Source organism: Collinsella aerofaciens (assembly GCF_028209885.1).
GTDB classification, from domain to species: Bacteria; Actinomycetota; Coriobacteriia; order Coriobacteriales; family Coriobacteriaceae; genus Collinsella; species Collinsella aerofaciens_BA.
This window is the reverse complement of record NZ_JAQLEM010000003.1, coordinates 35,808-61,266: the sequence shown is the minus strand read 5'-3', so window position 1 is coordinate 61,266 and position 25,459 is coordinate 35,808. Positions and strand designations below refer to the sequence as shown.

At 62.6% G+C, this 25,459-nt stretch carries 15 protein-coding genes; 13 read left to right on the top strand and 2 right to left on the bottom strand.

Annotation, left to right across the window (positions count from 1 at the left end):
* The first annotated feature begins 129 nt into the window (after positions 1–129).
* Positions 130–558, top strand: coding sequence for an RrF2 family transcriptional regulator (locus tag PMX21_RS01305; RefSeq protein ID WP_022094857.1), 429 nt, complete (start codon positions 130–132; stop codon positions 556–558).
* A 141-nt stretch (positions 559–699) separates the two neighbouring features.
* Here the strand turns inward: PMX21_RS01305 and PMX21_RS01300 are convergent, their stop codons facing one another.
* On the bottom strand, positions 700–1,065 hold the full coding sequence (locus PMX21_RS01300; protein ID WP_035137358.1) for a phage holin family protein: 366 nt from the start codon (positions 1,063–1,065) through the stop codon (positions 700–702).
* A gap of 324 nt (positions 1,066–1,389) precedes the next feature.
* On the opposite strand from PMX21_RS01300, the gene PMX21_RS01295 reads away from it, so the two are divergent.
* From PMX21_RS01295 to PMX21_RS01240, 12 genes are all read left to right on the top strand, one after another.
* The gene (locus PMX21_RS01295) at positions 1,390–1,689 is read left to right on the top strand and encodes a YerC/YecD family TrpR-related protein (RefSeq protein WP_022094855.1); all 300 of its coding nucleotides are present in this window, start codon (positions 1,390–1,392) and stop codon (positions 1,687–1,689) included.
* A gap of 184 nt (positions 1,690–1,873) precedes the next feature.
* Positions 1,874–4,963 carry a PD-(D/E)XK nuclease family protein gene (locus PMX21_RS01290; RefSeq protein WP_271757400.1) on the top strand — a complete coding sequence of 1,030 codons (3,090 nt, stop codon included), beginning with the start codon at positions 1,874–1,876 and terminating at the stop codon, positions 4,961–4,963.
* A 3-nt stretch (positions 4,964–4,966) separates the two neighbouring features.
* Positions 4,967–8,599, top strand: coding sequence for a UvrD-helicase domain-containing protein (locus PMX21_RS01285; protein ID WP_271757398.1), 3,633 nt, complete (start codon positions 4,967–4,969; stop codon positions 8,597–8,599).
* A gap of 176 nt (positions 8,600–8,775) precedes the next feature.
* Positions 8,776–12,579, top strand: coding sequence for a DNA polymerase III subunit alpha (dnaE, locus tag PMX21_RS01280; protein WP_271757395.1), 3,804 nt, complete (start codon positions 8,776–8,778; stop codon positions 12,577–12,579).
* Positions 12,580–12,742: 163 nt separating this feature from the next.
* Entirely contained in the window at positions 12,743–16,207 is a 3,465-nt protein-coding gene (locus tag PMX21_RS01275; RefSeq protein ID WP_271757393.1) for a DEAD/DEAH box helicase, read from the top strand.
* 165 nt (positions 16,208–16,372) lie between these two features.
* Positions 16,373–16,735 carry a desulfoferrodoxin family protein gene (locus PMX21_RS01270; protein WP_271757389.1) on the top strand — a complete coding sequence of 121 codons (363 nt, stop codon included), beginning with the start codon at positions 16,373–16,375 and terminating at the stop codon, positions 16,733–16,735.
* 117 nt (positions 16,736–16,852) lie between these two features.
* Positions 16,853–18,838, top strand: coding sequence for an NAD(+) synthetase (locus PMX21_RS01265; protein ID WP_271757386.1), 1,986 nt, complete (start codon positions 16,853–16,855; stop codon positions 18,836–18,838).
* Between the two features lie 137 nt (positions 18,839–18,975).
* Entirely contained in the window at positions 18,976–19,497 is a 522-nt protein-coding gene (ruvC, locus tag PMX21_RS01260; protein WP_035137351.1) for a crossover junction endodeoxyribonuclease RuvC, read from the top strand.
* Positions 19,497–20,117, top strand: coding sequence for a Holliday junction branch migration protein RuvA (ruvA, locus tag PMX21_RS01255; RefSeq protein ID WP_195444838.1), 621 nt, complete (start codon positions 19,497–19,499; stop codon positions 20,115–20,117). Before ruvC ends, ruvA begins: the two co-directional genes overlap by 1 nt.
* Positions 20,117–21,184: a Holliday junction branch migration DNA helicase RuvB gene (ruvB, locus tag PMX21_RS01250; protein WP_022095140.1), complete on the top strand. Its 1,068-nt coding sequence runs from the start codon at positions 20,117–20,119 to the stop codon at positions 21,182–21,184. The genes ruvA and ruvB overlap by 1 nt, the downstream gene beginning before the upstream one ends.
* A gap of 144 nt (positions 21,185–21,328) precedes the next feature.
* Complete coding sequence (locus tag PMX21_RS01245) at positions 21,329–22,996, top strand: formate--tetrahydrofolate ligase (protein ID WP_271757383.1); 1,668 nt, start codon at positions 21,329–21,331, stop codon at positions 22,994–22,996.
* A 180-nt stretch (positions 22,997–23,176) separates the two neighbouring features.
* Positions 23,177–24,166, top strand: coding sequence for a hypothetical protein (locus PMX21_RS01240; protein WP_271757380.1), 990 nt, complete (start codon positions 23,177–23,179; stop codon positions 24,164–24,166).
* A gap of 12 nt (positions 24,167–24,178) precedes the next feature.
* Here PMX21_RS01240 and PMX21_RS01235 read toward each other — a convergent pair whose 3' ends face one another.
* Positions 24,179–25,360, bottom strand: a complete 1,182-nt coding sequence (locus tag PMX21_RS01235) for a cation diffusion facilitator family transporter (RefSeq protein ID WP_195621076.1) — start codon at positions 25,358–25,360, stop codon at positions 24,179–24,181.
* Positions 25,361–25,459 lie beyond the last annotated feature (99 nt).

The following is a 25,459-nucleotide window of genomic DNA, read 5'->3' as shown; positions in this document are numbered from 1 at the left end:
CTAGTAACGCAATAGGAAATAGAAGATTATTACGAGTCGATTAACCATCTTGACCGGAACGGGTATTTTCAAAACCAATATTTCGGCTAGAATTTCTACGGACTAAATGACCGAAAGGCAGCACTATACATGTTGGTTTCTACTAAGGGCAGATATGCCCTGCGCGTTATGGTCGATCTGGCCGAGCACCAGGCAGCCGGTCGCATCCCGCTCAAAGAGATCGCGGCGCGACAGGGGATTTCCGAGAAATATCTCGAGAACATTTTGGCTACGCTCGTGCGCGCCAACATGCTCTCGGGCATGCGCGGCAAGGGCGGCGGCTATGTGCTCACGCGCCCGCCCGAGCAATACACGGTGGGCGAGATCTTGCGCCTGACCGAGGGCAGTCTGGCGCCGGTCGCCTGCCTGGATGGCGACTGCAAGGGCTGCTCGCGTTCGGATGAGTGCCCCACGCTCGACGTGTGGAAGAACCTGGACAAGCTCATCAACGACTACCTCGACGGTGTGACGCTCGATCAACTTGTCGCTCCCAACCATGGCTACGACTACGTCATCTAACCCACACCTGCATTTGGGGACGGGGTGGAAATGGTAGATTTTCTCGCCCTTTGAGACTTGGCAAATAAGAAGGCCGCCCATTTTTGCGATGGGCGGCCTTCGTTTTGGGCTGTTGAGACGGACACGGCCGGAATGGCCGTTTTAGTCCTCGGCGATGCTGTCGAGGATGCTGCGCGTGATGGACACCAGGATGCTGCCCATAAAGGCCGATCCAAAGCTGGCGATGGAGATGCCGACGCCCAGCAGGTTGACCGACAGGTAACTCGCGAGCTCAAGCATAAAGCTGTTGACGACAAGCTGGAAAATGCCCAGCGTAATGATTGTGAGCGGCAGCGAGATGACCGTGAGGAACGGTTTGACGAACGAATCGACAATGTTCAGGAACAGTCCCACAAAGGCAAAGCAGACCCAGGTCTCGGCAAAGCCGAAGGGTTGGATACCGGGGACGAGGAACGTGGCGATCGCGATGGCGATCGAGGTGAAGAGCCAGTTAAGCATAAAGCGCATGGCGTGAATCCTTTCTTGCGCCGGGATTGCTGGCGTCGCGTGAAGCGGCTTACGGCGGCGACCTGGATGGTTGCGCGGGCGCGCCGCGGTGTTTGGGCGCCCATTGTCTCAAATATTCGTGGAGCTTACGTGCGCATATGGTTTCTAAACGGCGTTCGTCCTGAAAAACGCGCCGCTGGCAGAGAGTCTTGTCGCTTTAGTTTGGTGGTGTGCTACACTGCTACGGGCAAAAGCCACAGGCGTTGCCCTATTGCATAGAACGGGTGAACGATGCCCGATGTCAGTATCAGCTTCGATGCCTTTTGGCGGGTTTGGCGGTGATCGATGAATATCGAGAACATGTTTGACAAGCCTGATGTCAAGCAGCTGGTCCACGCATTTAGCCTTTTGGACGACGAGAAGGATATCCAAGCGTTTTTGACCGATATCTGCACGCCGCGCGAGATTTGCGACCTTTCTCAGCGTTTGCAGGTTGCGCGCTATTTGGACGAGGGCGAGCCTTATGTTGAGGTTCAGGCCCGTACCGGCGCTTCGTCCACCACGGTGAGCCGCGTTTCAAAGGCGCTGAACGGCGAGTACGGTGGCTACCGCAAGATCCTCATTAAGTTGGAGGATGGCGAGTAGGCCAGCGACAACATTGAATTACGAAGAACCGTCCCTCCGGGGGCGGTTTTTATATGCCTGCAATCGGCTGGTGCGTTGGGTTCAGGTTGCTTTGTACCAAAAGATGGAACTGCGGTGGCAATGTGTCCGCTTGGGCGGGTAGGATGGATGCATTGATTATTGCGAACGGTTTGAGCGGAGGACCATGCCTGTTCGAATCTATACCACCAATGCCGGCACGGATTTGAGCGATGCCGAGTCGGCGCTGCTTGCCGACCTTATTGCCCGTCACGGGCGTGCCGTGTTGCTGGCACCAACGTTTGCCGAGCTCGATCTGTGCCGTCATGATGCGGCGGAAGCCGGCATTTCGCTGGGTATCGACTACAAGACACCCGCATCGTGGCTTCGCTCGCTTTGGGAGCTTTTGGGCGACGGGCGTGGTTTCGTCGACAACCTGCAACGTCAGATGCTGTTTTCGGATATGATTGCCCGCCGCGACGATGCCGGCCTGCAGCCGCTTTCGCGCAGCCAGGGCACAGTGCGCATGCTCGCGCGCATGGCCCGCGACGTGTTGCCGGGCGTTGCGGGGACGGGTGCCGAACGATGCCGTGGCGACAACTGCCAGCCTGAGCCAAAAAGCGATGCCGAGGCTCGTGTGTTCGAGCTTTTGCGCGCCTACGCGGGCGGTTTGGACCGTCGAGATATGGTTGAGCCCTGCGAGGCAGCTGACATTATGACCAGTGTCCTGGCCGATAGCCTGCCGGCGTGCACTCGCGCCGTATGCGTGCGCGGTATCACGTCGTTTACGCACGGTCTGCTCGAGCTGCTGTCTGCCGTGGCGAACAATGGGGGAGAGGTCGTCGTGCTGCTTGCCCGCGAGCAGGCGGCGATGCGCGAGGAGCTTGCCACGGCATTTGATGCCCGCGATGTGTTGTTTGAGATCGCGCCGCTAGGGGAGGGTGTCGGCGCGTCTGATGCCGCTTACGGGACCGCCGCTCAGCCTGCCTTTATTGAGGTCGCTGGCCCCCATGCCCGTGCTCATGCTTATGCGGACGCAATTGATGATCTGGTAAAAACGTGCCGGGGTTCCGAGGTCGACGGCGCTTCTGCCGACCCCGTGCGCGTGCTCGTTGTTTCTGCCCGGGCATCCCAGCTGTTCGGTGAGCTCGCCTCTCGTCTGGCGGCGCGTCACATTGCGGCCGAGACGACTGAGTTCACGGCGTTTTCCCAATCCATTGCGGGCAGGCAGTTTGCGGCGCTCGCCGGCCTGATCGAGCGCATGAAGGCCGGCGATGAGGGCACGGTGTCAAAGACCGAGTGGTGGCCCGCGCCGGAGCTTACCGACTGGATCTACAGTCCGCTTTCGGGCGCTGATGCCGTCAATGCCCGTACCTTCGATAAGAATATGCGTCTTTCGCGCAGCAAGACTACTGCGGGCGTTAAGAGCCTACTGCAGAGCGTTCAGGGCCAGGTGAGGGGCGCGCGCAAGGCGGCGAGTGACGAGAACTGGTTTAAGAACGTGCCGTGCGTGGTCTCGGACGTGTTCCAGGCGCTGTGGCGCGACAAGCCCGTGACGGCGCTCAAGGCCATGCTTGCCGTCGCCGAGGCGCTGCCCGATCGCGCGTTTGGCGGTCTCGACGGTCAGGCCCGTCGCCAGGCGGAGGCCGCCCTGCTGCGACATGCCATCGACATTCTTATGAACGACGCCCGCGCGCTCGACGTGTCGCAGGCCGCGACCGTGCCGGTTCTCGACGGCGTTCGAACCAAGGTGGACAAGCGCAGTACCGCCTACGATTACGAGACCTACGAGGTCGATCGCACACCACGGGCACAAGTGCGCTTCGCGTCGCTTGCCGATGCGTCGGTTCTGCGTCCTGGCAGCTACGATGCCGTGCTGTTTGCCGATGTCGACCTGGACAGCTATCCGCTTTCGCACGAAGAGGGCCCGCTTGCCACGTTGACAGCCGAGCTGCGCCGCGACGGCGTGTCTTTGGAGCCCGCTGCCCTGCTGCGCGTGCGCTTTGGCCGTGCGATGCAGGCGGCGAGCGGTCCGGTCGCGCTCGCCCGCGTGACGCACGATCGTCAGGCACGCGAATGCTACCCGGCAGCCGTATGGACAGAGCTGCGGGCACATGCCGAGGCCGCTGGCGCTGCCAAGCCCACGCGCGTGGGCGAGGGCGATATCATCGCCGACTTTGATCCCGCGGCAGGCGAAGGTCTTAGGCGCGAGCGCGTGACCTGCGAAGCTCCTCAGCATCTGAGCGATGAAGCCATTCCGTATCTGGTCCTGCGCCGTCGCGATGGCGAGGGCGAGGATGCGCCGCTGGTGCCGCGCCTGACGTCTGCCTCGCAGATCGAGGCCTATTCGACCTGCCCGCTATGCTGGTTCGTCTCGTATCGCGTCAAGCCCCAGTCGATCGACGCCGGCTTTGGCAATATGGAGAAGGGCAACTTTGTCCACGACGTGCTGGAGCATCTGCATGCCCGTCTGCCCCAAGAAGGCATGGAGCGCGTGACGCCCGAGAATCTGCCGCGTGCACAGGAGCTGCTGCACGAGGTCTTTGACGAGACGTTGGCCGAGCACGCCGGCAAGCGCGGCACGGAGGGCCCGCTGGTGCCGCTCTCTGCGGTGGAGGAGCGCCAGGTGGCCGAGATCTTGCCGCAGCTGGAGGGCGTGCTTGCCTACGAGTCCGAGGCACTTGCCCCCTTTGCCCCGCGCTACCTGGAGTTTGCGTTCAACGAGCTCCAGGTCGAGTATGCCGGTTGGCCGCTCGGCGGGCGCATCGACCGCGTAGATGTGGATGCCGAGAATCGCGCCGTGGTAATCGACTACAAGCATCGTTCGGGTGTCGAGGAGTTTAAGCTTGCCGACCCCACGGTGCGTGACGAGGAGACGGGCGAGGCTCCCATCGAAGACCCGCGCTGGCTGCCGCCCCATACCCAAACGCTCATCTACGCGCAGGCCATGCGTCGGGCACTGGGCTTGGATACCCGTGCAGCGCTCTATTTTTCGACCAAGGGCGGCAAGCCCGCGCTGCGCGGTGCGGCGAGCGCCGAGTTGCTCGAGGAAGAGCGCGGTGACGGTCGCATCCCGGGCCTCAAGAAGGGCTTCCCGGGCGAGGGCGGCAGCATGGACTTCGATGCCCTGCTCGATCGCGTGGAGGCCGGCATCGCCGAGCGCCTGCGCGAGCTCGAGGCGGGCAACGTTGCCGCCGTCGACCCGGCGTCGGCTCAGGCCGCGCATGCGCGCTGCTCGTATAACCACGAAGGAACGTTTGTAAGGAGGGACGTGTAGACCATGGATCTTTCGACTTTGATGCCGCAACAGCTGCAGATTGTCAAAACGCTCGACCGCCCGCTGTTTGTCTCGGCGGGCGCCGGTTCGGGTAAGACCTTTACCCTCACGCGCCGCATCGTCTATGCGCTCTCGCCCGAATCCGGTCCGTTCGTTGAGCATCTGGACCAGGTGCTCGCCATTACCTTTACCAAAGATGCCGCGGCCGAGATTCGCGACCGCGTGCGCCGTGCGCTTATCGACGAGGGCATGGACGAGGAAGCACTGACCGTCGACGACGCGTGGATTTCGACCATTCACGGCATGTGCTCGCGTATCCTGCGCGCGCACGCGCTGGAGCTGGGCATCGACCCCGAGTTCACGGTGCTCACCGATACCGACGAGCTCATGGACCAGGCTGTTGAGCATGTGCTGGGTCGCGCGACGGCACCCGATGCCGCCCCCGAGCTCGCGGCATCGCTCAAGGCCCTCTATGCCTGGTATCCCATGGCGGGCGAGGGCGGTTCCTTTGGCGGCGGTACGACCATCAAGGGTCTGGTGCGCGACCTGCTGGAGCTGTCGAGCCAGTTGCCGGGCGGTATGGACGACGTGCGCGTGGCGCGCGGCCAGGCCGATACCTCGGCACTCGCCGATGCCTATCGCGCGGCGCTGGGCGCAAGCAAGGCCGCGACCGAGAAGGCGCAGGCGGCGCTCGATGCCATCGACGCGTTCGAGGCGAGCGGCAAGACCATGGCCGATGCGGCGCGACTCATGATGTCGTGCACCATGCCGCGCGCGAGCAAGGCATTCCCCAAGGAGCAGGTCGAGCTGCTCAAGGCCGAGGCCGCCGATGCGTTTATCAATATCGTGCTTGCCTGCGGTGGCCCGGCGCTCGATGCGCTGGTGGGCCTGGCCCGTTCCGTCGAGGCCGAGTATCGCGCACTGAAGGCTGCCCAGTCCGCCCTCGATAATAACGACCTGCTGCGTATGGCCTACGAGGCCCTGCGCGATTACCCTGCCATCCGTGCTGCGTACGAGGGCCGCTTTAAGATGGTCATGATCGATGAGTTTCAGGATACCGACCAGATGCAGGTCGATCTGATTCGTTACCTGACGGGTGCGGGGGAGCGCGCGCTGTGCACCGTGGGCGATGCACAACAGTCCATCTATCGCTTCCGCGGCGCCGAGGTCGAGGTGTTCCGTCGCCAGGAGCGCAAGGTGGGCTCGTCTGCCGCGCCCGAGGCGACTGTAGTGGCCGACGCACCTGCTGGCGAACTCGTCAAACTTGTGCGCAACTTCCGCAGCCATGACGAGGTGCTGCGTTATGTGGCACGCGTTTTCGACGGCGATGACGGCGGCCTGATGCAGGGCTTTTTGGATCTTGAGGCGAGCGACGGCCGCAAGGATACGCTGGTGGCAGACGCCTCGCGTCGTCAGGCGCTCTTTGTTGCCGGCGGCAGTACGCAGGAGCGCACACAGGCCAAGGCCCGTGCGATCGCCGAGCGCTTCCGCGCGCTTGCCGATGCCGGCCAGCCTCAGGGCGGCATGGTGCTGCTACTTGGCCGCATGACCAACGCCGACGTCTACGCCCAGGCCTTCCGCGACCAGGGGCTCGACTGCGTCATCGCGGGCGGCTCGGTCTTTGCCCAAGCAGCCGAGGTGCAGACGGTGCGCGCCCTGGTATGTGCGCTCGCCAATCCGGCCGATACGGCGCAGGGCCTTATGCCGCTGCTCGCCTCGCCGATGTTTGCGCTCGGCGCTCAGGAGTTCCTGGCGCTGGCGACCAAGCTCGATAGCGAGACGGGGGAGACCTCGCGCCGGAATATCGACGCGGGCATCATGAGTGATTTCGACGTGCCGGGTCTGCAAGATCTGCCGCTCGTGACGCGCGCCCGCGAGGTGCTGCGGTATGCGCTTCGTCGCGTGGGCCGCGATTCGTTCGCCGCCATCGCGCGCGACGTGGTCAACGCCTCCGGCTGGTTTGTGCGTCTGGCACAGCGCGGTCCCGAGGGCAAGGCCATTGCCGCCAACGTGCTCAAGGCGCTCGACGCCGTGGCCGAGGCGGAGGCCGAGTTCGGCAACTCGCCGCGTTCCATCGCGCTGGCCTTCGACCGCTTCTTGGCGGGCAAGGAAGCCCCGGGTGCCCTCAACGAGGAGGGCGACGGCGCGGTGCGCATCATGACGGTTCACGCCTCTAAGGGTCTGGAATATCCGGTCGTGGCGGTCGCCGAGTGCTTTGGCGTGCGTAAGTCCTCGGGTGCGGCACGGATGGGTCGCGTCGAGGGAGGAGCGCAGGTCGTGGCGCTGCCGGCTCGTTTTGATGGCGTTAAGCTTGCCGATGGGGCCTTCGTGAAGGGCGATGACGTCAAAAAGCAGTTTGAGCATGCGTTTAAGGGCAAGGGCACGTCGCTGTGGCTGCCGCCGGAGCTCATGGAGGACGTCTGTGCGACGGGCTCTCCCGCCGAGGCATTTGCCCGCCTGCGCAACGACGACCTGCAGCTTTCGCTCGAGGAGCGGGCTCGTCTGCTCTATGTCGCCATGACGCGAGCGCGTGAGCTGGTCATTCTGGCGATGGATGCTGGCGTGAGCCGTGGCAAGGTGACGGCGCCGACCTTCGACGTCGAGACCGATCTGACCTACGACGTGCTCCGCCGTATTTTGCCGACCGACGCTCTGGACATGCCGCAGCTCGATGCCGACCGCCTGGTGTTCGACAACTCCCAGCCGGGCGACTACGAGCTTATTTCGCTCGCGGGCTTTACCTTTGGCGAGCAGGCGTTTGAGGCCAACGCTTCGCTGGATGCCGAGGGCAGGCTTGTTCGTGGCGATGCCGATACAGATGCTGCCGACGATTCGGCCAGTACAATCGTCCCCGGTCCTGCCGACCCCAAGCCCGATTCGTTTGAGCTTGTGTATCCCCAGGCAGTGGGCGCGCGCATGGGCATCTGTCCGTATCCGATGCGTGACTCGTATAGCTACTCGTCAATCGCCGCGGCACTCCATGCCGAGACGGAAGACCGTGCCGCCGAGGCTCGTGTTCCCATGGACGAGTCCGGCGATGATGCAGAGTCGGATGGCTCGGAGATGACGGATGCAGACGTGGCCGCTGTCGAGCCCGCCGGCAATCCCATGGCGCTGGGCTCGGCCTTCCACGCCGCCTGCCAGTGGCTCATCGAGATGGGTGCCGATGCGTTGCCCGCCGCGCGTGCCGATGCGCTGGCACGCTTGTGGCGCCTGACGCCGGAGCAGCGCGAACGCTTCGACGTTGCTCTGGACCGCTGGCTCAAGTCGGCTGTTCGTGCCGACCTGCTCGCGTGGCCGTGCGTTCGCGCCGAGGTGCCGTTCTTTTCGCTGGGCTGCGAGGACGAGGACATCGCTCGCTACGGTGCCTATGCCGAGGGCGCCATCGATGCACTGGCCACCGACCCGGCCGATCCGTCACGCGCCCTGGTCATTGATTACAAGACGGGTGGCACGCAGGATGAGACGCCGGAACAGCTGCTCGAGAAGCACGCCCTGCAGGCGCGCGTCTACGCCGACGTGTTGCACAAGGCGGGCGTTGAGGCGGTGACGGTCAAGTTCGTTCGCGTGGAGCAGGCGAATCCAGCCATCTTCGTCGAACCCGCCGAGCCCCAAGTAGTCACCTACAATCTCTAGCCCTCAGATAACTTGCGGTGGAATAGTTCCTGTATTGCGGTCCAGGTGGCCCAAGCGGGAACTATTCCACCGCAACTGCAAGAGGAGCCGTGTGGGTTTGGCTAGGTTCGGGTGCCGTCCGCGCCGTGCGGTAAAATCGTTCAGTCAGAACACGAACCCGCATCGGAGCTCATCACATGGCATTCGTCCATCTGCACAATCACACTGTTTTCTCCATGCTCGACGGCGCAACCCGTATCCAGGATATGGTCAACCGCGCCGTAGAGCTGGGCATGCCCGCCGTGGCCATTACCGACCACGGCTACATGTATGGCGTGCCCGACCTGGCGCTGGCCTGCGACGCCGTCAATCACAACACGCCCGAGTACAAAACCTGGAGCCACGACAAGGCCTTCTTGGAAAAGGACCGCCGCGACGAGCTGGTGGAGCCCGACCCCGAGGCAAACCCGCGCGAGCATGCCCAGTACGTCAAAGACATGGCCATGTGGGACGAGAAGGGCAACATCGACGAGCTCAAGCCGCCCCTGGTCATCAAACCCATCTTTGGCTGCGAGGTCTACTTTACGCCGGACGAGACCCTTGCCCGCGACCACAAGCCCGAGCTCTACCACATGATCCTTCTGGCCAAGGATCAAGAGGGCTACGTCAACCTGATGCAGACGGTCTCCGAGGCCGCCGTGCAGGGCTTTTACTACAAGCCGCGCGTGACGCTCGACAACCTGCGCCGCCACGCCAAGGGCATGATCTGCACCAGCGCCTGCATCGCGGGCATCATCCCTAAATACATCGACCGCGGTGACATGGAGGGCGCCATCAAGTGGGCCGAGACCTTCCGCGACACCTTCGACCCCGGCGACTTTTACATCGAGATCCAGGAACACGGCATCACCACCGACAACGGCCTGACCGACGAGCAGATGGACCGCACGCTCATCGACATTGCAAAACAGGTGGGCGTCAAGGTCATCGCCACCAACGACTTCCACTACCTGCGCCGCGAGGATGCGCCCGTGCAGGACGTCATCATGTGCATTGGCATGAATGCCAAGGTCGACGACCCCAACCGCATGCGCATGACCGGCTCGGAGTTTTACATGAAGACCGAGGAGGAGATGCGGGCGATGTTCCCGTATTGCCCCGAGGCCTGCGACAACACGCTCGAGATCGCTGACAAGTGCTACGTCGAGCTCGACTGGGACTCTATCATCCTGCCGCGCTTCCCGCTGCTCGATCCCGGCGAGACGCACGAGAGCCAGTTCCGCCGCGAGTGCGAGAAGGGCCTGCGCCAGCACTATGGCGACGACTGGGCTACGCGCGAGATCGGTGGCGTTAACATCAAAGAGCGCTTTGAGTACGAATACAAGGTCATCTGCGACAAGGGCTTTGCCGCCTACTTTTTGATCGTTGCCGAGTACGTCCAATGGGCTAAGGACAACGGCATCGGCGTCGGCCCCGGCCGTGGCTCGGCCGCCGGCGCTATCGTCGCCTACGCCATGAACATCACCGCGTTCGACCCGCTCGAGAACGGCCTGATGTTCGAGAGGTTCCTGTCCCCGCAGCGTACCGAGATGCCCGATATCGATATGGACTTCGACGATGAGCGGCGCCTCGAGGTCGTGGAGCACGTTCGCCAGCTCTACGGCCCCGAGAAGGTCACCCACGTCATCACCTACTCGACCATTAAGGCCAAGCAGGCCATCAACGACGCCGCGCGCGTGCTGGACTATCCGGTCTACATGGGCCAGCGCCTGTCCAAGATGGTCTCGAGCGACCCCAAGGTCAAGCTCAAGCAGGTGCTCGAAAAGCAACCCGGCAAAGAGGATCTGTTTAACCCCGACTTTGCCGAGGCCTATAAAAAGGATGACGACGCTCGCCGCATCATCGACACGGCGCTCTCGATCGAGGGCCTCACCCGTGGCGAGGGCGTGCACGCGTGCGCCGTTCTGATCTGCCGCGATCCCGTCAACGAGCACGTACCCACCAAGCTCGATACCAAGGGCGGCGTCGAGATTACCCAGTACGAGGGTCATACCGTTGCCGACATGGGCTTGCTCAAGATGGACTTCCTGGGTCTGCGCACGCTGACGGTTATCTCTAAGGCCAAGGCTAACATCAAAAAGAACTTCGGCATCGACATCAAAGAGGAAGAGATTCCCTTTGACGACCCCGAGATCTTTAAGCTCATGGGTTCCGGTCACACCGCCGGCGTCTTCCAGGTCGAGTCCGCCGGCATGACGGCCACGATCAAGAACATGAAGCCCACCGAGTACAAGCACGTCGTAGCATTGATCGCTCTGTACCGCCCGGGCCCGCTGGGCGCCGGCATGGTTTCGTCCTACATCAACCGTATGAACGGCAAGGAGCCGGCCGTATCCTACGACGACCGTCTGGACGACATCCTGGGCGAAACCTACGGCACTATGGTCTACCAGGAGCAGGTTATGCTCATCTCCGTCGAGATGTGCGGCTTCTCCAAGGGCGAATCGGACTCGCGTATCCGTAAGCCCGTGGCTAAGAAAAAGATCAAGCTGCTCACGTCGACGGTGCTCCACTGGGAGGATGGCTCGGACGAGACCACCTACGACCACTGGATGAACGGCGCTATCAAGAACAACTACACGCGCGAGGTCGCCCAGAAGATTTGGGACGATGTTCTCGAGTTCGCGTCCTACGCCTTCAACAAGTCGCACTCTGCCGGCTACGCCATTCTGGTTATGCAGACGGCGTGGCTCAAGGCGCACTATCCGCACGAGTACATGGCGGCCGTTCTGACGTCCTATACGGGCAAGACCGACAAGATCGTGCACTACGTCTCGGCATGCCGTCACGACGGCATCCCCGTGCTTTCGCCAGATGTCAACGAGTCCGGTACCGAGTTCACGGCTACCAAGGAGGGCGTGCGCTTTGGTCTGGCCGGCATCCGCGGCGTGGGTACCGGCGTGGCGCAGGCGATTATCGCCGAGCGCGAGGCGGGCGGTCCGTTTAAGACGCTGCACGACTTTGTCGAGCGCGTGGACTCGAGCCAGGCCAACCGTCGCGTGATCGAATCGCTGATCAAGGCAGGTGCCTTCGACTCCACGGGGTATCCGCGCCGCCAGATGATGCACTTTGTGGACAAGAACAACCCCGAGAACATCATCGATGCCGCTGTGAAGCGCCAGAAGGATCGCGCGAGCGGCCAGACGTCGTTCTTCGATATGTTTGGCGACGTTGAGGGCTCGGGCTTCGAGGTCAGCGTGCCCGATCCGGACGGCCAGGAGTGGGACCGCCACCTTAAGCTGAGTCAGGAGAAGGAGGTTCTGGGCATCTATGTCTCGGACCACCCGCTGCGCCCGTTTGAGTATGCACTTAGCAAAGCGCGCGACTTCTCGTTCTCGCAGATCGACACCGGCTACGAGGTGCAAAACCCCACGGGCGGTACCATCAACCAGGAGATTCCCGAGGGTAAGGCGCTGTGGTGGGCCGGCATGGTCTCGAGCGTGTCCAAGCGTGTGACCAAAAACGGCGACCCCATGGGCATCGTGCAGCTCGAGGACATGGAAGGCGAGGCCACCGTTGTCGTGTTCCCCAAGACCTATAAAGAGGCCGAGGGGTATCTGTACGGCGAGGTCGATCCCGAGACCGGCGCGCAGCTGTCCGACGCATTTGTGCGCATTAAGGGCAAGCTCGAGCGCTCGGACCGCGGCGACCAGATCATCGCGCAGGAGATCGTGCCGCTTGAGCTTAACGAGGAGAACAACAAGCCCAAGGTGTTTGAGGTCATGGTCCCCAACAGCCGCTTTAGCCAGGGCAATATGGCGCGTCTTGCCACGGTGCTCACCACCAACCCGGGCGGCGACCGCGTGGAGATCTTTATCGAGCAGGTGGACGGGCGCGTGCTCCGTGCCGAGGTGCCGGCCAAGGTCAACGCACGCTCGATTCCACTGCTGGCAGAGGCAAAGGCCATCGTGGGTAATCAGGGCCGCGTGACGGTTATCTAGGGACGGCGTTGCTGAGGGGTAGCTAATTTGGGACGGGGCTATTTTAGCTACCCTTTGACTGACGGCGAATGAGCTAGGGTCGGAATGCATCTCAACCGACATATGGGAGTAGCTAAAAAAGCCCCGTCCCAAATTAGCTACCCTGCGTGGATTGGAGGAAGTGATGGCACAGGGGACGTTTGTGCAGGCGCTCCGGAAAGAGGCGGCGCTGAGCGGCACCTTTATGAAGGGGCGTTCTCTCATGCTCAACGGCGCCGTGCTGTCGATTGAGGACAGCGGCTCGCGCTTCTCCAAAAATGTGACGGTTGAGGGCTCGGTGCGTGGCTCGCGCGGCGACCTGTACAAGACGCACGTGGCGCTCGACATGGACGAGCACGAGGTGATCGACTACGACTGCGATTGCCCCGCTGCCTATCGCTACCCTGGCATGTGCAAGCACGCCATCGCCACAGCGCTGGCGTATCTGGACGCAAGCGGCGCCGAGCCCGTCGAGGGCCTGCGCACACCGGTTCGCACGTTTACGGCGGCGCCTAAGCAAGCCGCGCGTCCTGCGTCTGCCGCACCGGCGGTCAACCCTAACTTTCCCTTCCCGGCGCCCGTCCCCACGAGCCCGAGCCTCATGAAGGCGCTCTCCGATCTTTCGGACGCGCGCATGGATGAGTTGGCGGGCATGCGCCGCAAGCTCGCCGGCACTGTCGACCCCGATGCCCCCAAGGCGGTATTGGAGCCCTCGCTGGTGCCGTACTACAATCCGCTGTTTGCCGACCGCTTTAGCTGGGCGCTCGAGCTTCGCATCCGCTGCGGCTCGGTGTCCTACGTGGTCAAGGACATCGACGGCATGGCCGCCGCCTACGTGCGCGGCGGCACGTTCTCGTACGGCAAAAAGCTCACGTTCCTCCATGCGCCCGAGGCCTTCGACGAGGTTTCGGTGCGTCTGCTCGACCTTGTTGTGGCAACGGTTGTGTATCTGAGCGACATCACGAGTTCGCGTTCGGCGTCGTACGATTTTGCACGCAGCGGCTTTGTCGCCGAGCGCCAGCTGCCGCTGTCCGAGCATGACATCGTATACATGCTGGACTTGCTGCGTGGCCGGACCATTTCCTTTGAGCCCGCCTGGTCGCGGGGAACGACGACGCATCGTTCCTACGAGGTGGCGGTTGAGTTGTCGCCGGTGGGGGAGGACGAGGTCTCGGCAAAACAACCGCCGCTCCTTGCCGCCAAGATCGCGCCGGCGGCCGGTGGCAGCTACGACTTGCGCCTGCCCGCCGATATGTACTGCTTTGTCTCGGGCGACGTTGCCTATCTGGTCGACACGCACCGCGCGCGCCGCGCCGATGCGGCGTTTGCCCAGCATGCCGCACCGTTTCTGTCGCGTCTGCTGCCCTGTCGCACGCCGGTCCATATCGCCGCCGAGCAGGTGGGCGAATTCTGTCGCATGGCACTGCCCGTGCTGCGCGAATACACTGACCTCACCGCTCCCGCCGTGCTTGACACCGTGGCGCCCGAGCCGAGCTTTGCCATGGCAATCGGTGTCGACGACGGTCTCGTAACCTGCAAGATTACGGTTGCCTACGGCGACTGGTCGGCAGATCTCTTTAGCCTGGGTGCTCCGGGAAGCCCCTTCGAAGAACAGCGCCCTGGTGTGCCGCCGCGCGACGTGGTCGCGGAGTTTCGCGTTATGGACACGGCTGCCATGTATTTCGACTTTTACGAGGGCGGCCTGGCGTTTGAGGAGCGCGACGACGAGAGCCTGTTCCACTTGCTGACCGAGGGCCTGTCTGCCCTGTCCGAGCTGGGCGAGGTCATGCTCAGCGACCGCCTGCGCCAGATCTCGGTGCGCCCTGCGCCCAAGCTTTCGGTGCGCGCGACCGTCAAGAGCAACCTGCTCGATGTTGAACTGGGCGCGAGCGGTCTTTCGGCGGCAGATCTTGCCATCTATCTTGACTCGTACAAGCGCCACCAGACGTTTGCACGCCTCACGTCGGGCGACATCGTACGCCTGGACGAGGGCGCCCGCGCCGCGTTTGGTCTTGCCGAGGACCTGGGCGTCGATGCCGTCGATCTGCTCGACGGCGTGTCGCTTCCCGCGTCGAGCACCCTGTTTGTCGATAGCATGCTTGCACGCACGTCCGCGCTCGAAGCCGATCGCGACGCTGCGTTCCGTCGCACCGTCGAGCGCTTGGATACGCTCGGCAAGATGGACTTTACGGTGCCGGTCTCGCTCAAAGCCACATTGCGCGGCTATCAGGTCGACGGCTACCAGTGGCTCGGCTCGCTCGAGCACCTGGGCCTCGGCGGGATCTTGGCCGACGATATGGGCCTGGGCAAAACACTGCAGATGATCGCACATATCCTGGCGCGCGTGGAGGCGGGGGATGCCAAGCCCACGCTTGTGGTGTGTCCTGCGTCGCTCGTGTATAACTGGACCGCCGAGCTGGAGCGCTTTGCGCCTTCGCTCGATGTGTGTGCCATTGTGGGCGCCAAAGCGCAGCGCCGCGTGCAGATAGCCGGCGCCGACGAGCATAACGTGGTCGTGACATCGTATGACCTCATGCGCCGCGATATCGACGAGTATGCCGAGCAGGACTTTGCCCGCGTTGTGCTCGACGAGGCCCAGTACATTAAAAACCCGCTCACGCAGGTGGCCCGCGCTGCCAAGCGTTTGCCGGCCGGCGTGCGCTTTGCCTTGACGGGAACGCCCATCGAAAACCGCCTGTCCGAGCTCTGGAGCATCTTCGACTTTTTGATGCCGGGCCTGCTTGGCACGCGCGAGTCGTTTGCCAAGCGCTTCGAAAGCCCGGTCGAGCACGCCGAGGGTGACAGCGCCGCTCGCTTGCAAGCGCTCGTGTCGCCGTTTGTGCTGCGCCGTGTCAAGGAAGACGTGGTTGCTGACCTGCCCGAGAAGATCGAAGACACCGTCATGGCGCAGCTCACCGGCGAACAGCGCAAGCTCTACCTGGCCAACCAAGACCGCATCGCCCAGCAGGTGCAGCACCGCGAGGCATCCGAGTTTAAGAAAGACAAACTCAAGGTGCTCGCCGAGCTCACCAAGCTGCGCCAGATCTGCTGCGACCCGCATCTACACTACGAGGGCTACAAGGCAGGGAGCGCCAAGCTCGACGCTTGCATGGAGCTCGTGCACGGTGCGCTCGACGGCGGGCACCACATTCTGTTGTTCAGCCAGTTCACGGGCATGCTCGATATCATTGGCAAGCGCCTGGCCAAGGAGGACATCGGCTTTCTTAAGCTCACGGGCGCTTCGTCCAAGGAGAGCCGTGCCAAGATGGTCGCGCAGTTCCAGGCGGGCGAGGTGCCGGTGTTTCTGATCTCGCTCAAGGCGGGCGGCGTGGGCCTCAACCTGACGGCGGCCGACGTGGTCATTCACTACGACCCGTGGTGGAACGTGGCCGCGCAGGATCAGGCGACCGACCGCGCGCACCGTATTGGCCAGCAACATACCGTGACCGTGTACAAGCTCATCGCCAAGGACACGATCGAGGAACGCATTATGCAGATGCAGGAGTCCAAACGCGACCTGGTCAACAGCGTGCTCGGCGGCGATGGCATCTCCTCGGCGCTGTTTACCCGCGAGGATGTTTTGGCACTGCTCGGCGGCGACGGGCGCTAACTGCGCGCGGGGTGGGGCTGCTGGGGTGGGCAGGACGGTCGACGCATTTTGGCTCGACCGCTTGCCTAATCCGTTATGTGTTCATTTGCAATGCCGTGGATGGTTTGTCTGCCTTTGGGCATAAGAACCATCAAGAACATTGGCACATCAGCAAAGGAGAACATCATGGCGAAATTCTTTAAGGACCTCGACGGTAAGCTCATTGCCGCCCTTGGCGACGACGTTGCGACCCCTGCCGGTTGCACGGAACTGACTGCAAACACTGAGGACGCGGCGCACGAGAAACACGTGCCTGTTGTCGAGACCGAGCGCGACGGTCACGTGATTCGCGCACGCGTTGGCTCGGTCGAGCACCCCAGCCTGCCCGAGCACTACATTGAGTGGATCGCGCTTGAGGCCGAGGGCCGCTTAGAGGTCCATTACCTTGAGCCCGGCATGAAACCCGCGACGTTTTTCGCGGGCGGCTCCAAGACCGGTACCGTCTATGCCTACTGCAACCTGCACGGGCTGTGGTCCGCGACATTCTAGGAGCGCGCCCCCGCTCGGGGTATCATAGCTAGCATATGCACATGCAAGCGCCGGCTGCATTATGCGGCCGGCGCTTTTACTACGATTTCGATGGTTTACGACGGAAAGGGCTGGGCCATGAAGCTCGCGCTTGCACAGATCGATATGCGCCTGGGTGATATTGAGGGCATTTGCGGCCGCATCGAGGACCAGGCTCGTCTGGCCCACGAGCGCGGGGCGCGCGTGCTGTGCGTTCCGGCTCCGCTCTTTATGGGCGCCATGCCCGGTGGCCTGGTGGGCGCTGCCGACTTTGAGCACGACGTGCTTGCCGGTTTGACTGGTGTCGCCGAGCGTATCCAGGAGCTTGACATGATCTGCATCGTGCCCGCGGCGGTTTCGTTTGAGGGCCAGCCGCTGCTCGACTACATGATGCTCAAGGACGGTCATGTGGTGCCGGCGCGTTCGAGCATTGCCCTGCAGCGTGGCGAGAACAACGACACGCGTTGGGCGCCGCCGGTGTTCGACGTGGACGGCGTGCGCATCGCCGTGATTTTTGACTTGGACCGCGAGCTCGAGATGTTGCCGACCGGCGTCGACCTCATCGCGTATTTCCAATTCAACGCGTTTGACATGACCGACCGCGAGACTGCCGCCATTGCCGCCGTTCGCAGCGGCGCCTACCGCAAGATCGCATCCAAGCGCAGCGTGTGGTTTGCCTGCATGGCGCCGGTCGGTGCCTATGACGAGTCGGTGTATACCGGCGGTTCGTTTGTGCTCGACGACTGCGGTCGCGTGGTGGCCCAGGCGCCGTGTTTTGAGGAGAGCCTGCTGGTTCAGGAGATTCAGCGCGGCGTGATGCTCGATGCCCTGGAAGATCACGAACTGCCCGAGTTCCGTTCCGAGGAGTGGTTGTGGCAGGCGCTGGTGCTCGCCGTGCGCGACAACGCTCGGGCCCACGGTGCGTCGCGTGCTGTGGTGGCACTCGAGGGTGACCTGCCGTCATCCCTGCTGGCGGCGCTGGCCGTTGACGCTCTGGGTCCGCGTAACGTAATTGGCCTGGTGCTGGGGCGCAACCATATCTTTACGCCGGCGCAGGAGGAGGCCGAGGCTGCCCGCTGTGCCGCCGTTCGCGCCATTGCCGAACGCCTGCATATTCGCACGGTTGAGCGTGATGCGCCGGATGCCGCGCGTGTGCTCGACCGCGATGTGTCGGCGGGCGACGCCGAGCGCCTGCGCTCGCGTACGCTGGGCCTCATGCTGGAGGATACGGCGCTCGAGCTGGGTGCGATGGCGTTGAGCCCACTGTCCAAAACTGAGTACGCGCTGGCGGCGCCCGCGCTTTGCGGTGGCTACCAGGGCGATTATGCGCCCTTTGGTGACGTATACCTGTCGACGCTCGAGTTTGTGGCGCGTGTGCGTAACCGCACGTCCGCCGTGGTGCCGCAGGAGCTCGTGACGCTCAACGCGGTGGAGGATTGCATGGAGCGCGTGCTGGCGCGGGCGCTCTCGACGCTCGACGGCCCGGTCGACATGCTCGATCGTGCGGCGCAGCTGCTCGGCGGACTTGAGCCGGGCGAGGTCGATGGCACGCTCGAGTCACACGTCGACCGCAACCGTCCCTTCGACGACATCCCGATGGCCGCCGGCAAGCCCGAGGCCTGCTCGCTGCTGCTGATGCTTGTGCGCCAGGGTGAGGCTGCTCGTCGCATGCTGCCGACGGCTCCGATCGTCTCGGCCCGTTCGTTTGCTGAGCGCGCCTGGCCGTACATGCTTGCGTGGTCTGACCTGGGGCTTAACGGCAAGGAGCGTATGACGGTCGATTCGCTGGCGCGCGCCGAGGTGCGCCGTTTTGCTGACGAGGATACGAGCGAGCGCGTGCGAAACGAGATGATGGGCGTGCTGGGCGAGCTACTGGGTATTTCGCCCGAGCAGATGGAGGAGCTGCGCTCTGAGGATGGCCAACGTCGTCTGCATGAGGGTATGAAAAAGTTCGAGGGCGAGGTTCAGGACGCCATCGATAAGATGATGGGCGGTCAGGGCGGCTCGCAAGGTAGTCCCCAGGGTGGCCCGATGCCGCATCCGCCGGTGGATCCAAGGCAGTTCCCCTTTTTCTCTCAAAACTAACTCTGGGATTGGATTCGCTTTCAACCCCGACACTTCAACAAAGTATCTTGGCCCCGTTGTGTTATTCTAGAACAGACGTTCGTGAATAGTGCGCGGGGCCTTGCCTTGTGCTTTGAAAAAGACGAGGGGAGGTTGGCTTGGTTATCTTGGGCATTGACCCCGGTTTGGCCCATACGGGTTGGGGGATTATCGAGGAGCGGCGTGGCGAGGTTCGCTGCCGTGCCTATGGCTGCATCGAGACCAGTGCCGGAAGTCCGCTCGCGGTGCGCCTGTCGCATATCGCCCGCGACCTCAAGGGTGTCGTGGAGCGCTACCGCCCCGATACCGCTGCTATCGAGAGCATTTACTTTGGCGCCAACGTTCGCTCGGCCATCCCTACGGCTCATGCCCGCGGTGCTGCACTCGTGGCGCTTTCGGAATGCGCGCTCGAGATTGGCGAGTACACGCCCATGCAGATCAAACAGGCTGTGGTGGGCACCGGCGCCGCGGACAAGCGGCAGGTCGCCTATATGGTACGCACGCTAACACAGCTCGACCACGACCCGCATCCCGACCATGCCGCCGATGCCCTGGCCTGCGCCATCTGCCACGTAAACCTCAGCCGCACCCGCGCCCTCACCGGTGGCGAGTTCTATCAACAGAGAGGAACCGGATACTGATGATTTCCCAGCTCCACGGAACGCTTGTCGAGTCCACGATGAGCTCTGCTGTCGTCGATGTGTCGGGCGTTGGCTTTGAACTCGGCATCTCGGGCAGCACTGCGGCCACGTTGCCGACGCCCGGCGGCGAGGTCCGTCTCTACACGCGTATGCAGGTGCGCGAGGACGCCATGACACTTTTCGGTTTTTCCTCAAAGGATGAGCGCACGATGTTCGACCGGCTCGTGTCCGTTTCGGGCGTTGGCCCGCGCCTGGCGCTTGCCGTGCTTTCCACCTATACCGTGGGGCAGCTGTATTCGCTGGTGATGGCCGAGGACGACAAGGGCATGGCCAAGGTACCCGGTGTGGGCAAAAAGACAGCTCAGCGCCTGATCCTGGAACTCAAGAGCACCTTTGCCAAGGATAAGGGCTTTGTGCCGGTCGACGTGATTCCCGGACAGGTTGCGATGCCCGTGCCCGCTGCCGCTCCCTCGGCGATCGACGATGCCCGTGCGGCACTCCTTTCCATGGGCTTTAGCCCGCAGGAGACCGATGTTGCCCTGAGCGGGTATGATGGGGAGAATATGCGTGTCGAGGATTTGCTCGGCGCGGCGCTTAAGCGACTTGGAATGGATGCGTGATGTGGGAAGCCGATGACTCTCAGGACCTGTGGGCGACGCCCGGCAACTCGCCGGCGGCATCCATGGCGCACGGCGAGCGCATGGTGGGCTCGGAGCTGACGGCCGAGGACCTCGATGTCGACCGCACTTTGCGCCCCCAGCGCCTGGACGATTACTGTGGCCAGGAGCACATCAAGCAGAGCCTGCGCGTGTTGATCGAAGCGGCGCAGAGCCGTGGTGAGACGCTCGACCACGTGATTTTCTCGGGTCCTCCGGGCCTGGGCAAGACCACGCTGGCCACCGTTATCGCCAACGAGCTGGGCGCTCAGATCAAGACCACGAGTGGCCCTGCCATCGCGCGCACGGGCGACCTGGCGGCCATCCTTACTAACTTGCAGCCGGGTGATGTGCTGTTTATCGACGAGATCCACCGCCTCAACCGTTCGGTCGAGGAGGTCCTGTACCCCGCGATGGAGGACTTTGCCCTCGATATCGTGATTGGCAAGGGTCCGGCGGCGCGCTCGATTCGCCTGGATATTCCCAAATTTACGCTGGTAGCGGCAACGACCCGCTCAGGCATGTTGACAGGCCCGTTGCGCGACCGCTTTGGCATTTCATATCGCCTGGATTACTACACGGTCGAGGAGCTCGCGCAGATTGTGACGCGCTCGGCGACTATCCTGGGCGTGACGATCGATCATCCCAGTGCACTCGAGATCGGCTCGCGTTCGCGCGGTACGCCACGTCTTGCCAACCGCCTGCTCAAGCGCGTGCGCGACTATGCACAGGTGCGCGGCAACGGTCCCATTGAGCTCGATATCTGCCGTCAGGCGCTCGAGTTCTTCGAGATCGACGAGCTCGGTCTGGACTGGATGGATATTCGTATCTTGGAGACGCTTGCCAAGACGTTCTCCGGTCGTGCCGTGGGACTTACGACCCTTGCCAGCGCGGTGGGCGAGGACCCGGGCACGCTCGAGGATGTCTATGAGCCCTATTTGCTGCAGTGCGGGTTGATGATTCGTACGCCGCAGGGCCGTCAGGCAACCCTTCGCACCTTTGAGCACCTGGGGATTGAACCTACCGTTTAGGGCGCTTTGTTTTGGCGGGCTGTTGGACTATCGCTGGGCATCGGGTAAACATATCGCCGTTCATCGGTTATGGGCGTTTTACTATTGCGCGCCCGTGCTATGCTGAATTGGTCTTTTTCTCATTCGGTAACGAAAGGACCGCCCATGCCTACTGACATCGAAATCGCACGTTCTGTCACGCCACTGCCTATTACCGAGGTGGCCAAGAACGCCGGCGTCGACGTTAAGCACCTGATTCCGTACGGCTTCGACAAGGCTAAGGTCGACTATTCACTGCTCAACGAGCCGACTGATCACCAGGCCAAGCTTGTCCTCGTGACCGCCATCAACCCCACGCCTGCGGGCGAGGGCAAGACCACCACGACCATCGGTCTGGCCGATGGCCTGCGTCGTCGCGGCGTCAAGAGTGCCGTGGCCCTGCGCGAGCCTTCGCTCGGCCCCGTCTTTGGCGTTAAGGGCGGTGCTGCCGGCGGCGGCTGGGCTCAGGTCATCCCCATGGAGGATATCAACCTGCACTTTACCGGCGACTTCCACGCTATCGGTGCCGCCAATAACCTGCTGGCCGCCATGCTTGATAACCACATCCAGCAGGGCAATCAGCTCGGTATTGACGTTAAGCGCATCACTTGGAAGCGCGTCGTCGATATGAACGACCGTCAGCTGCGCCACGTCATCGACGGCATTGGCGGTAAGGCCCAGGGCGTGCCGCGCGAGGACGGCTTCGATATCACCGTTGCCTCCGAGGTCATGGCAATCCTGTGCCTGTCCACGAGCATCAACGATCTTAAGGAGCGCTTGGGCGAGATCGTTGTCGGCTACAGCTATGCCGGCGAGCCCGTCCGTGCCCGCGACCTCAAGGCCCAGGGTGCCATGGCCGCGTTGCTTAAGGACGCGCTCAAGCCCAACCTGGTGCAAACGCTCGAGGGCACGCCCGCGTTTGTCCACGGCGGTCCCTTCGCCAACATTGCCCACGGCTGTAACTCTATCATGGCCACGCGTATGGCGATGCGCTTTGGCGATGTTGCCATTACCGAGGCCGGCTTTGGTGCCGATCTGGGTGCCGAGAAGTTCCTCGACATCAAGTGCCGCATGACGGGCGTTCGCCCCAGCGCCGTCGTGGTCGTCGCCACTGCCCGCGCGCTGAAGTACAACGGTGGCGTCGCCAAGGCCGATCTCAACGAGGAGAACCTCGAGGCACTCAAGGCTGGCATGCCCAACCTGCTGCGTCACGTCGACAACATCCAGAACGTATATGGTCTGCCCTGCGTGGTCGCCATCAACCGCTTCCCGACGGACACCGAGGCCGAGCTTGCGCTCATTGAGTCCGAGTGCCAGAAGCTCGGCGTCAACGTTAAGCTTTCCGAGGTCTGGGCCAAGGGCGGCGAGGGCGCGCTCGAGCTTGCCGATGAGGTCATGCGTCTGATTGAGCAGCCGGGCGAGCTCAAGTTTGCCTATGAGGACGGCGCTGATGTCGCTGATGCCCTCGAGGCCGTTGCCACCAAGGTCTACCGCGCCGACGGCGTTGACTTTACGCCGGCCGCCAAGCGCCAGCTCGCCGAGCTGCGCGAGAATGGCTTTGGCAACCTGCCGGTGTGCGTCGCCAAGACGCAGTACAGCTTTAGCGACAACGCCAAGGCCCTGGGCGCTCCCGAGAACTTCCGCATCACGGTGCGTGAGCTCAAGGTTTCCGCCGGCGCCCACTTTGTGGTCGCACTGACTGGCAGTGTTCTGACCATGCCGGGCCTGCCCAAGGTCCCTGCGGCCGAGAACATCGACGTCGACAACGACGGCAACATCACCGGCCTGTTCTAAGCTCGCTGCTCATAGCCGCTTGCCCGCCCCGTCGCGCCTACCAAGGCCCGGCGGGGCTTTTTGATCCTTAGGCCCGCGCATGTCTTGTAGATACCGACGGACTCTGCCCATCATAGGCTTTTGCGCTGGTAGAATGCATGGATAACTTGATGCTTACAGGCGACGGAAAGGAATCGTTGCATGGATCAGGACAAGACAACCGTGATGGGCGGCTACGGTTCCGCGCAGGCTGGCGATAGCGCCGATGCGACCCGCGTTGTTCCCAACCCCGGTTATGTCGACCCCGCCGCGACGCAGCCTTCTGCCGAGCCCACACGAGTTATGGGCTATGGCGACGCGGCGCAGGACCCTTACGCTGCATCTTTGCAAAGCCCCTATGGCAACGCGGCGGCAGACCCGTTTGATTACGCGCCGCAGGATTCTTATGCCGTCTCGACGCCGAATCCCTATGATGACCTGCCGCAGAATCCCATTCCGCAGCCTCAGCAGACGACGTATATGCCTCGCACGGCGCAGCCTCGCTACGAGTCGCGCGAGCCGTATCGCGAGTACCCCAAGTCGATTCCGCAATATGGCGAGGACGAGGAAGAGGCGCCGTCGCGTTCGTCGAGCGTGATTAAGAAGATCCTCATCGTGCTGGCGATCTTCTTTGCGCTGTCGGTTGTGTTTGCCATCGTGTCGGGCATGCTCAACAAGCGAGGGAGTTCAACGGCCGATACCACTGCCGAGCAAACCGAGTCCGCCTCGTCTAGCACCGTCGATCTGAGTGATATCCCGGGGCAGTACTGGTCCAACGCCAAGAAGATCCTCAAGTCGCGCGGCGCCGATCTTTCGAATGCCGTGGTCCTGACTGATGATGGCTCAACGCCCGTCGTCGATGCCAACTGGGTCGTTACTTCTGCCTACTATAACGACAACGGCAACCTCGAAATTCAACTCACGCACAAGAACAGTTCGGGCAACTCGTCCGACGGCCAAAGCGGTACCGACAGCTCGAGCTCCAATACGCTGGAGGACTTGAGCAACAAGGCGCAGGAGTTGGGAGACAAGGCGCAAGAGCTGGGCGATACGGCACAAAATCTGGGCGATACCGCGCAGAACTTGGGCGACATGGCGACGGATGCCTGGAACGCCCTACAAAACGGCATCTCGGGCGCGCAGGGAAACTAGCTGTTAAGTGGGCTACAGCTGCTCGGCCGGACGGTCGGGCGAGCTAAAGCCCGAGTCAAACGTAACGACGCATGAGGCATCGGGTCGGCGCTCGTGCACGATGCGCGTGACGAGCTCCAGCAGCTCCTCGTCGGATATGTCAAAGCCGTCGGGACGCACCAGGTCAAACGAAACGAACCCGTCGTGCTCGTGCAGATCGTGGATGGAGAGCGCGGGATCGATCTGCATGACGCCGCGCTTGACCCAGCCGCGCAAGTCATCGCCGGTTGTCGCGATGGGGTCGCAGTGCAGCGTGATACCAATGCCCATCTGGCGCTTGATGTCGTGCTCGATGGTGTCCAGAATCTCGTGGTGCTCAAACGCGTCGCCCTCGCCGGGCATCTCCACGTGGGCGCTGGCAAACTGACGACCGGGGCCGTAGTCGTGCACCATGAGGTCGTGTGTGCCCAAGACCTGCGGATAGGACATGATCTTGTCGCGGATTGCCTGGACGAGCTTGGGGTCGGGCGCTTGCCCCAGCAACGGGCTGATGGCGTCGCGCACCAGGCCCAGACCGCTGATGCAGATGAAGATGCCCACACCCAGGCCTGCCCAGCCATCGAGATCAAAGCCGGTCGTCTGCGAAATAAGCGCCGCCACCAAGACCGAGCCCGAGGTGATGACGTCGTTTTTGGAGTCCTGCGCCGTGGCGATGAGCGTCTCCGAGTCGATGCGATCGCCCAGCGTGCGGTTGAACGCTGCCATCCAGAGCTTAACGAGCATGGACGTAGCCAGTGCCGCAAGGGAAATAAACGTGTAAGCGGTGGGCGAGGGCTTGATGATCTTGGTGACCGACTCGAGAATCAGGTTGATGCCGACGGCGCAAACCAGGACGGCGACGAACAGGCCGGCTAGGTACTCGTAGCGGCCGTGACCATAGGGGTGGCCTTCGTCTGCCGGGCGGCTGGCAAGGCGGAAACCGAGCAGGCTCACAATGTTGCTCGAGGCATCGGAGAGGTTGTTGAAAGCGTCGGCGATGAGGGAGACGGAGCCGGCGAGCAGACCCGCGATGCCCTTGGCCAGGCACAGGGTGATGTTGAGGCCAATGCAGACGAGGCTTGCGGAAAAGCCCGCGTTGGTGCGGCAAGATGCATCGACCGGCTCGCTCTCGCTGCCGGGAACAAGCGTATGTACCAGCCGATTTACAAATAGCATAGCGGTCGTCCTCACAATCATGTTTAAGGGGATAGTGTAGCTCGCACGGGGGCGCCGTGCGCCGATGCTCAGAAAATGCAGCAATAGTCTGCCGGTGCT

What these genes read in the sequence shown, in the direction of transcription:
- PMX21_RS01305 (WP_022094857.1), top strand. Translation starts at nt 130, where the DNA reads ATGTTGGTTTCTACTAAGGGCAGATATGCCCTGCGCGTTATGGTCGAT.
- PMX21_RS01300 (WP_035137358.1), bottom strand. Translation starts at nt 1,065, where the DNA reads ATGCGCTTTATGCTTAACTGGCTCTTCACCTCGATCGCCATCGCGATC.
- PMX21_RS01295 (WP_022094855.1), top strand. Translation starts at nt 1,390, where the DNA reads ATGAATATCGAGAACATGTTTGACAAGCCTGATGTCAAGCAGCTGGTC.
- PMX21_RS01290 (WP_271757400.1), top strand. Translation starts at nt 1,874, where the DNA reads ATGCCTGTTCGAATCTATACCACCAATGCCGGCACGGATTTGAGCGAT.
- PMX21_RS01285 (WP_271757398.1), top strand. Translation starts at nt 4,967, where the DNA reads ATGGATCTTTCGACTTTGATGCCGCAACAGCTGCAGATTGTCAAAACG.
- dnaE (WP_271757395.1), top strand. Translation starts at nt 8,776, where the DNA reads ATGGCATTCGTCCATCTGCACAATCACACTGTTTTCTCCATGCTCGAC.
- PMX21_RS01275 (WP_271757393.1), top strand. Translation starts at nt 12,743, where the DNA reads ATGGCACAGGGGACGTTTGTGCAGGCGCTCCGGAAAGAGGCGGCGCTG.
- PMX21_RS01270 (WP_271757389.1), top strand. Translation starts at nt 16,373, where the DNA reads ATGGCGAAATTCTTTAAGGACCTCGACGGTAAGCTCATTGCCGCCCTT.
- PMX21_RS01265 (WP_271757386.1), top strand. Translation starts at nt 16,853, where the DNA reads ATGAAGCTCGCGCTTGCACAGATCGATATGCGCCTGGGTGATATTGAG.
- ruvA (WP_195444838.1), top strand. Translation starts at nt 19,497, where the DNA reads ATGATTTCCCAGCTCCACGGAACGCTTGTCGAGTCCACGATGAGCTCT.
- ruvB (WP_022095140.1), top strand. Translation starts at nt 20,117, where the DNA reads ATGTGGGAAGCCGATGACTCTCAGGACCTGTGGGCGACGCCCGGCAAC.
- PMX21_RS01245 (WP_271757383.1), top strand. Translation starts at nt 21,329, where the DNA reads ATGCCTACTGACATCGAAATCGCACGTTCTGTCACGCCACTGCCTATT.
- PMX21_RS01240 (WP_271757380.1), top strand. Translation starts at nt 23,177, where the DNA reads ATGGATCAGGACAAGACAACCGTGATGGGCGGCTACGGTTCCGCGCAG.
- PMX21_RS01235 (WP_195621076.1), bottom strand. Translation starts at nt 25,360, where the DNA reads ATGCTATTTGTAAATCGGCTGGTACATACGCTTGTTCCCGGCAGCGAG.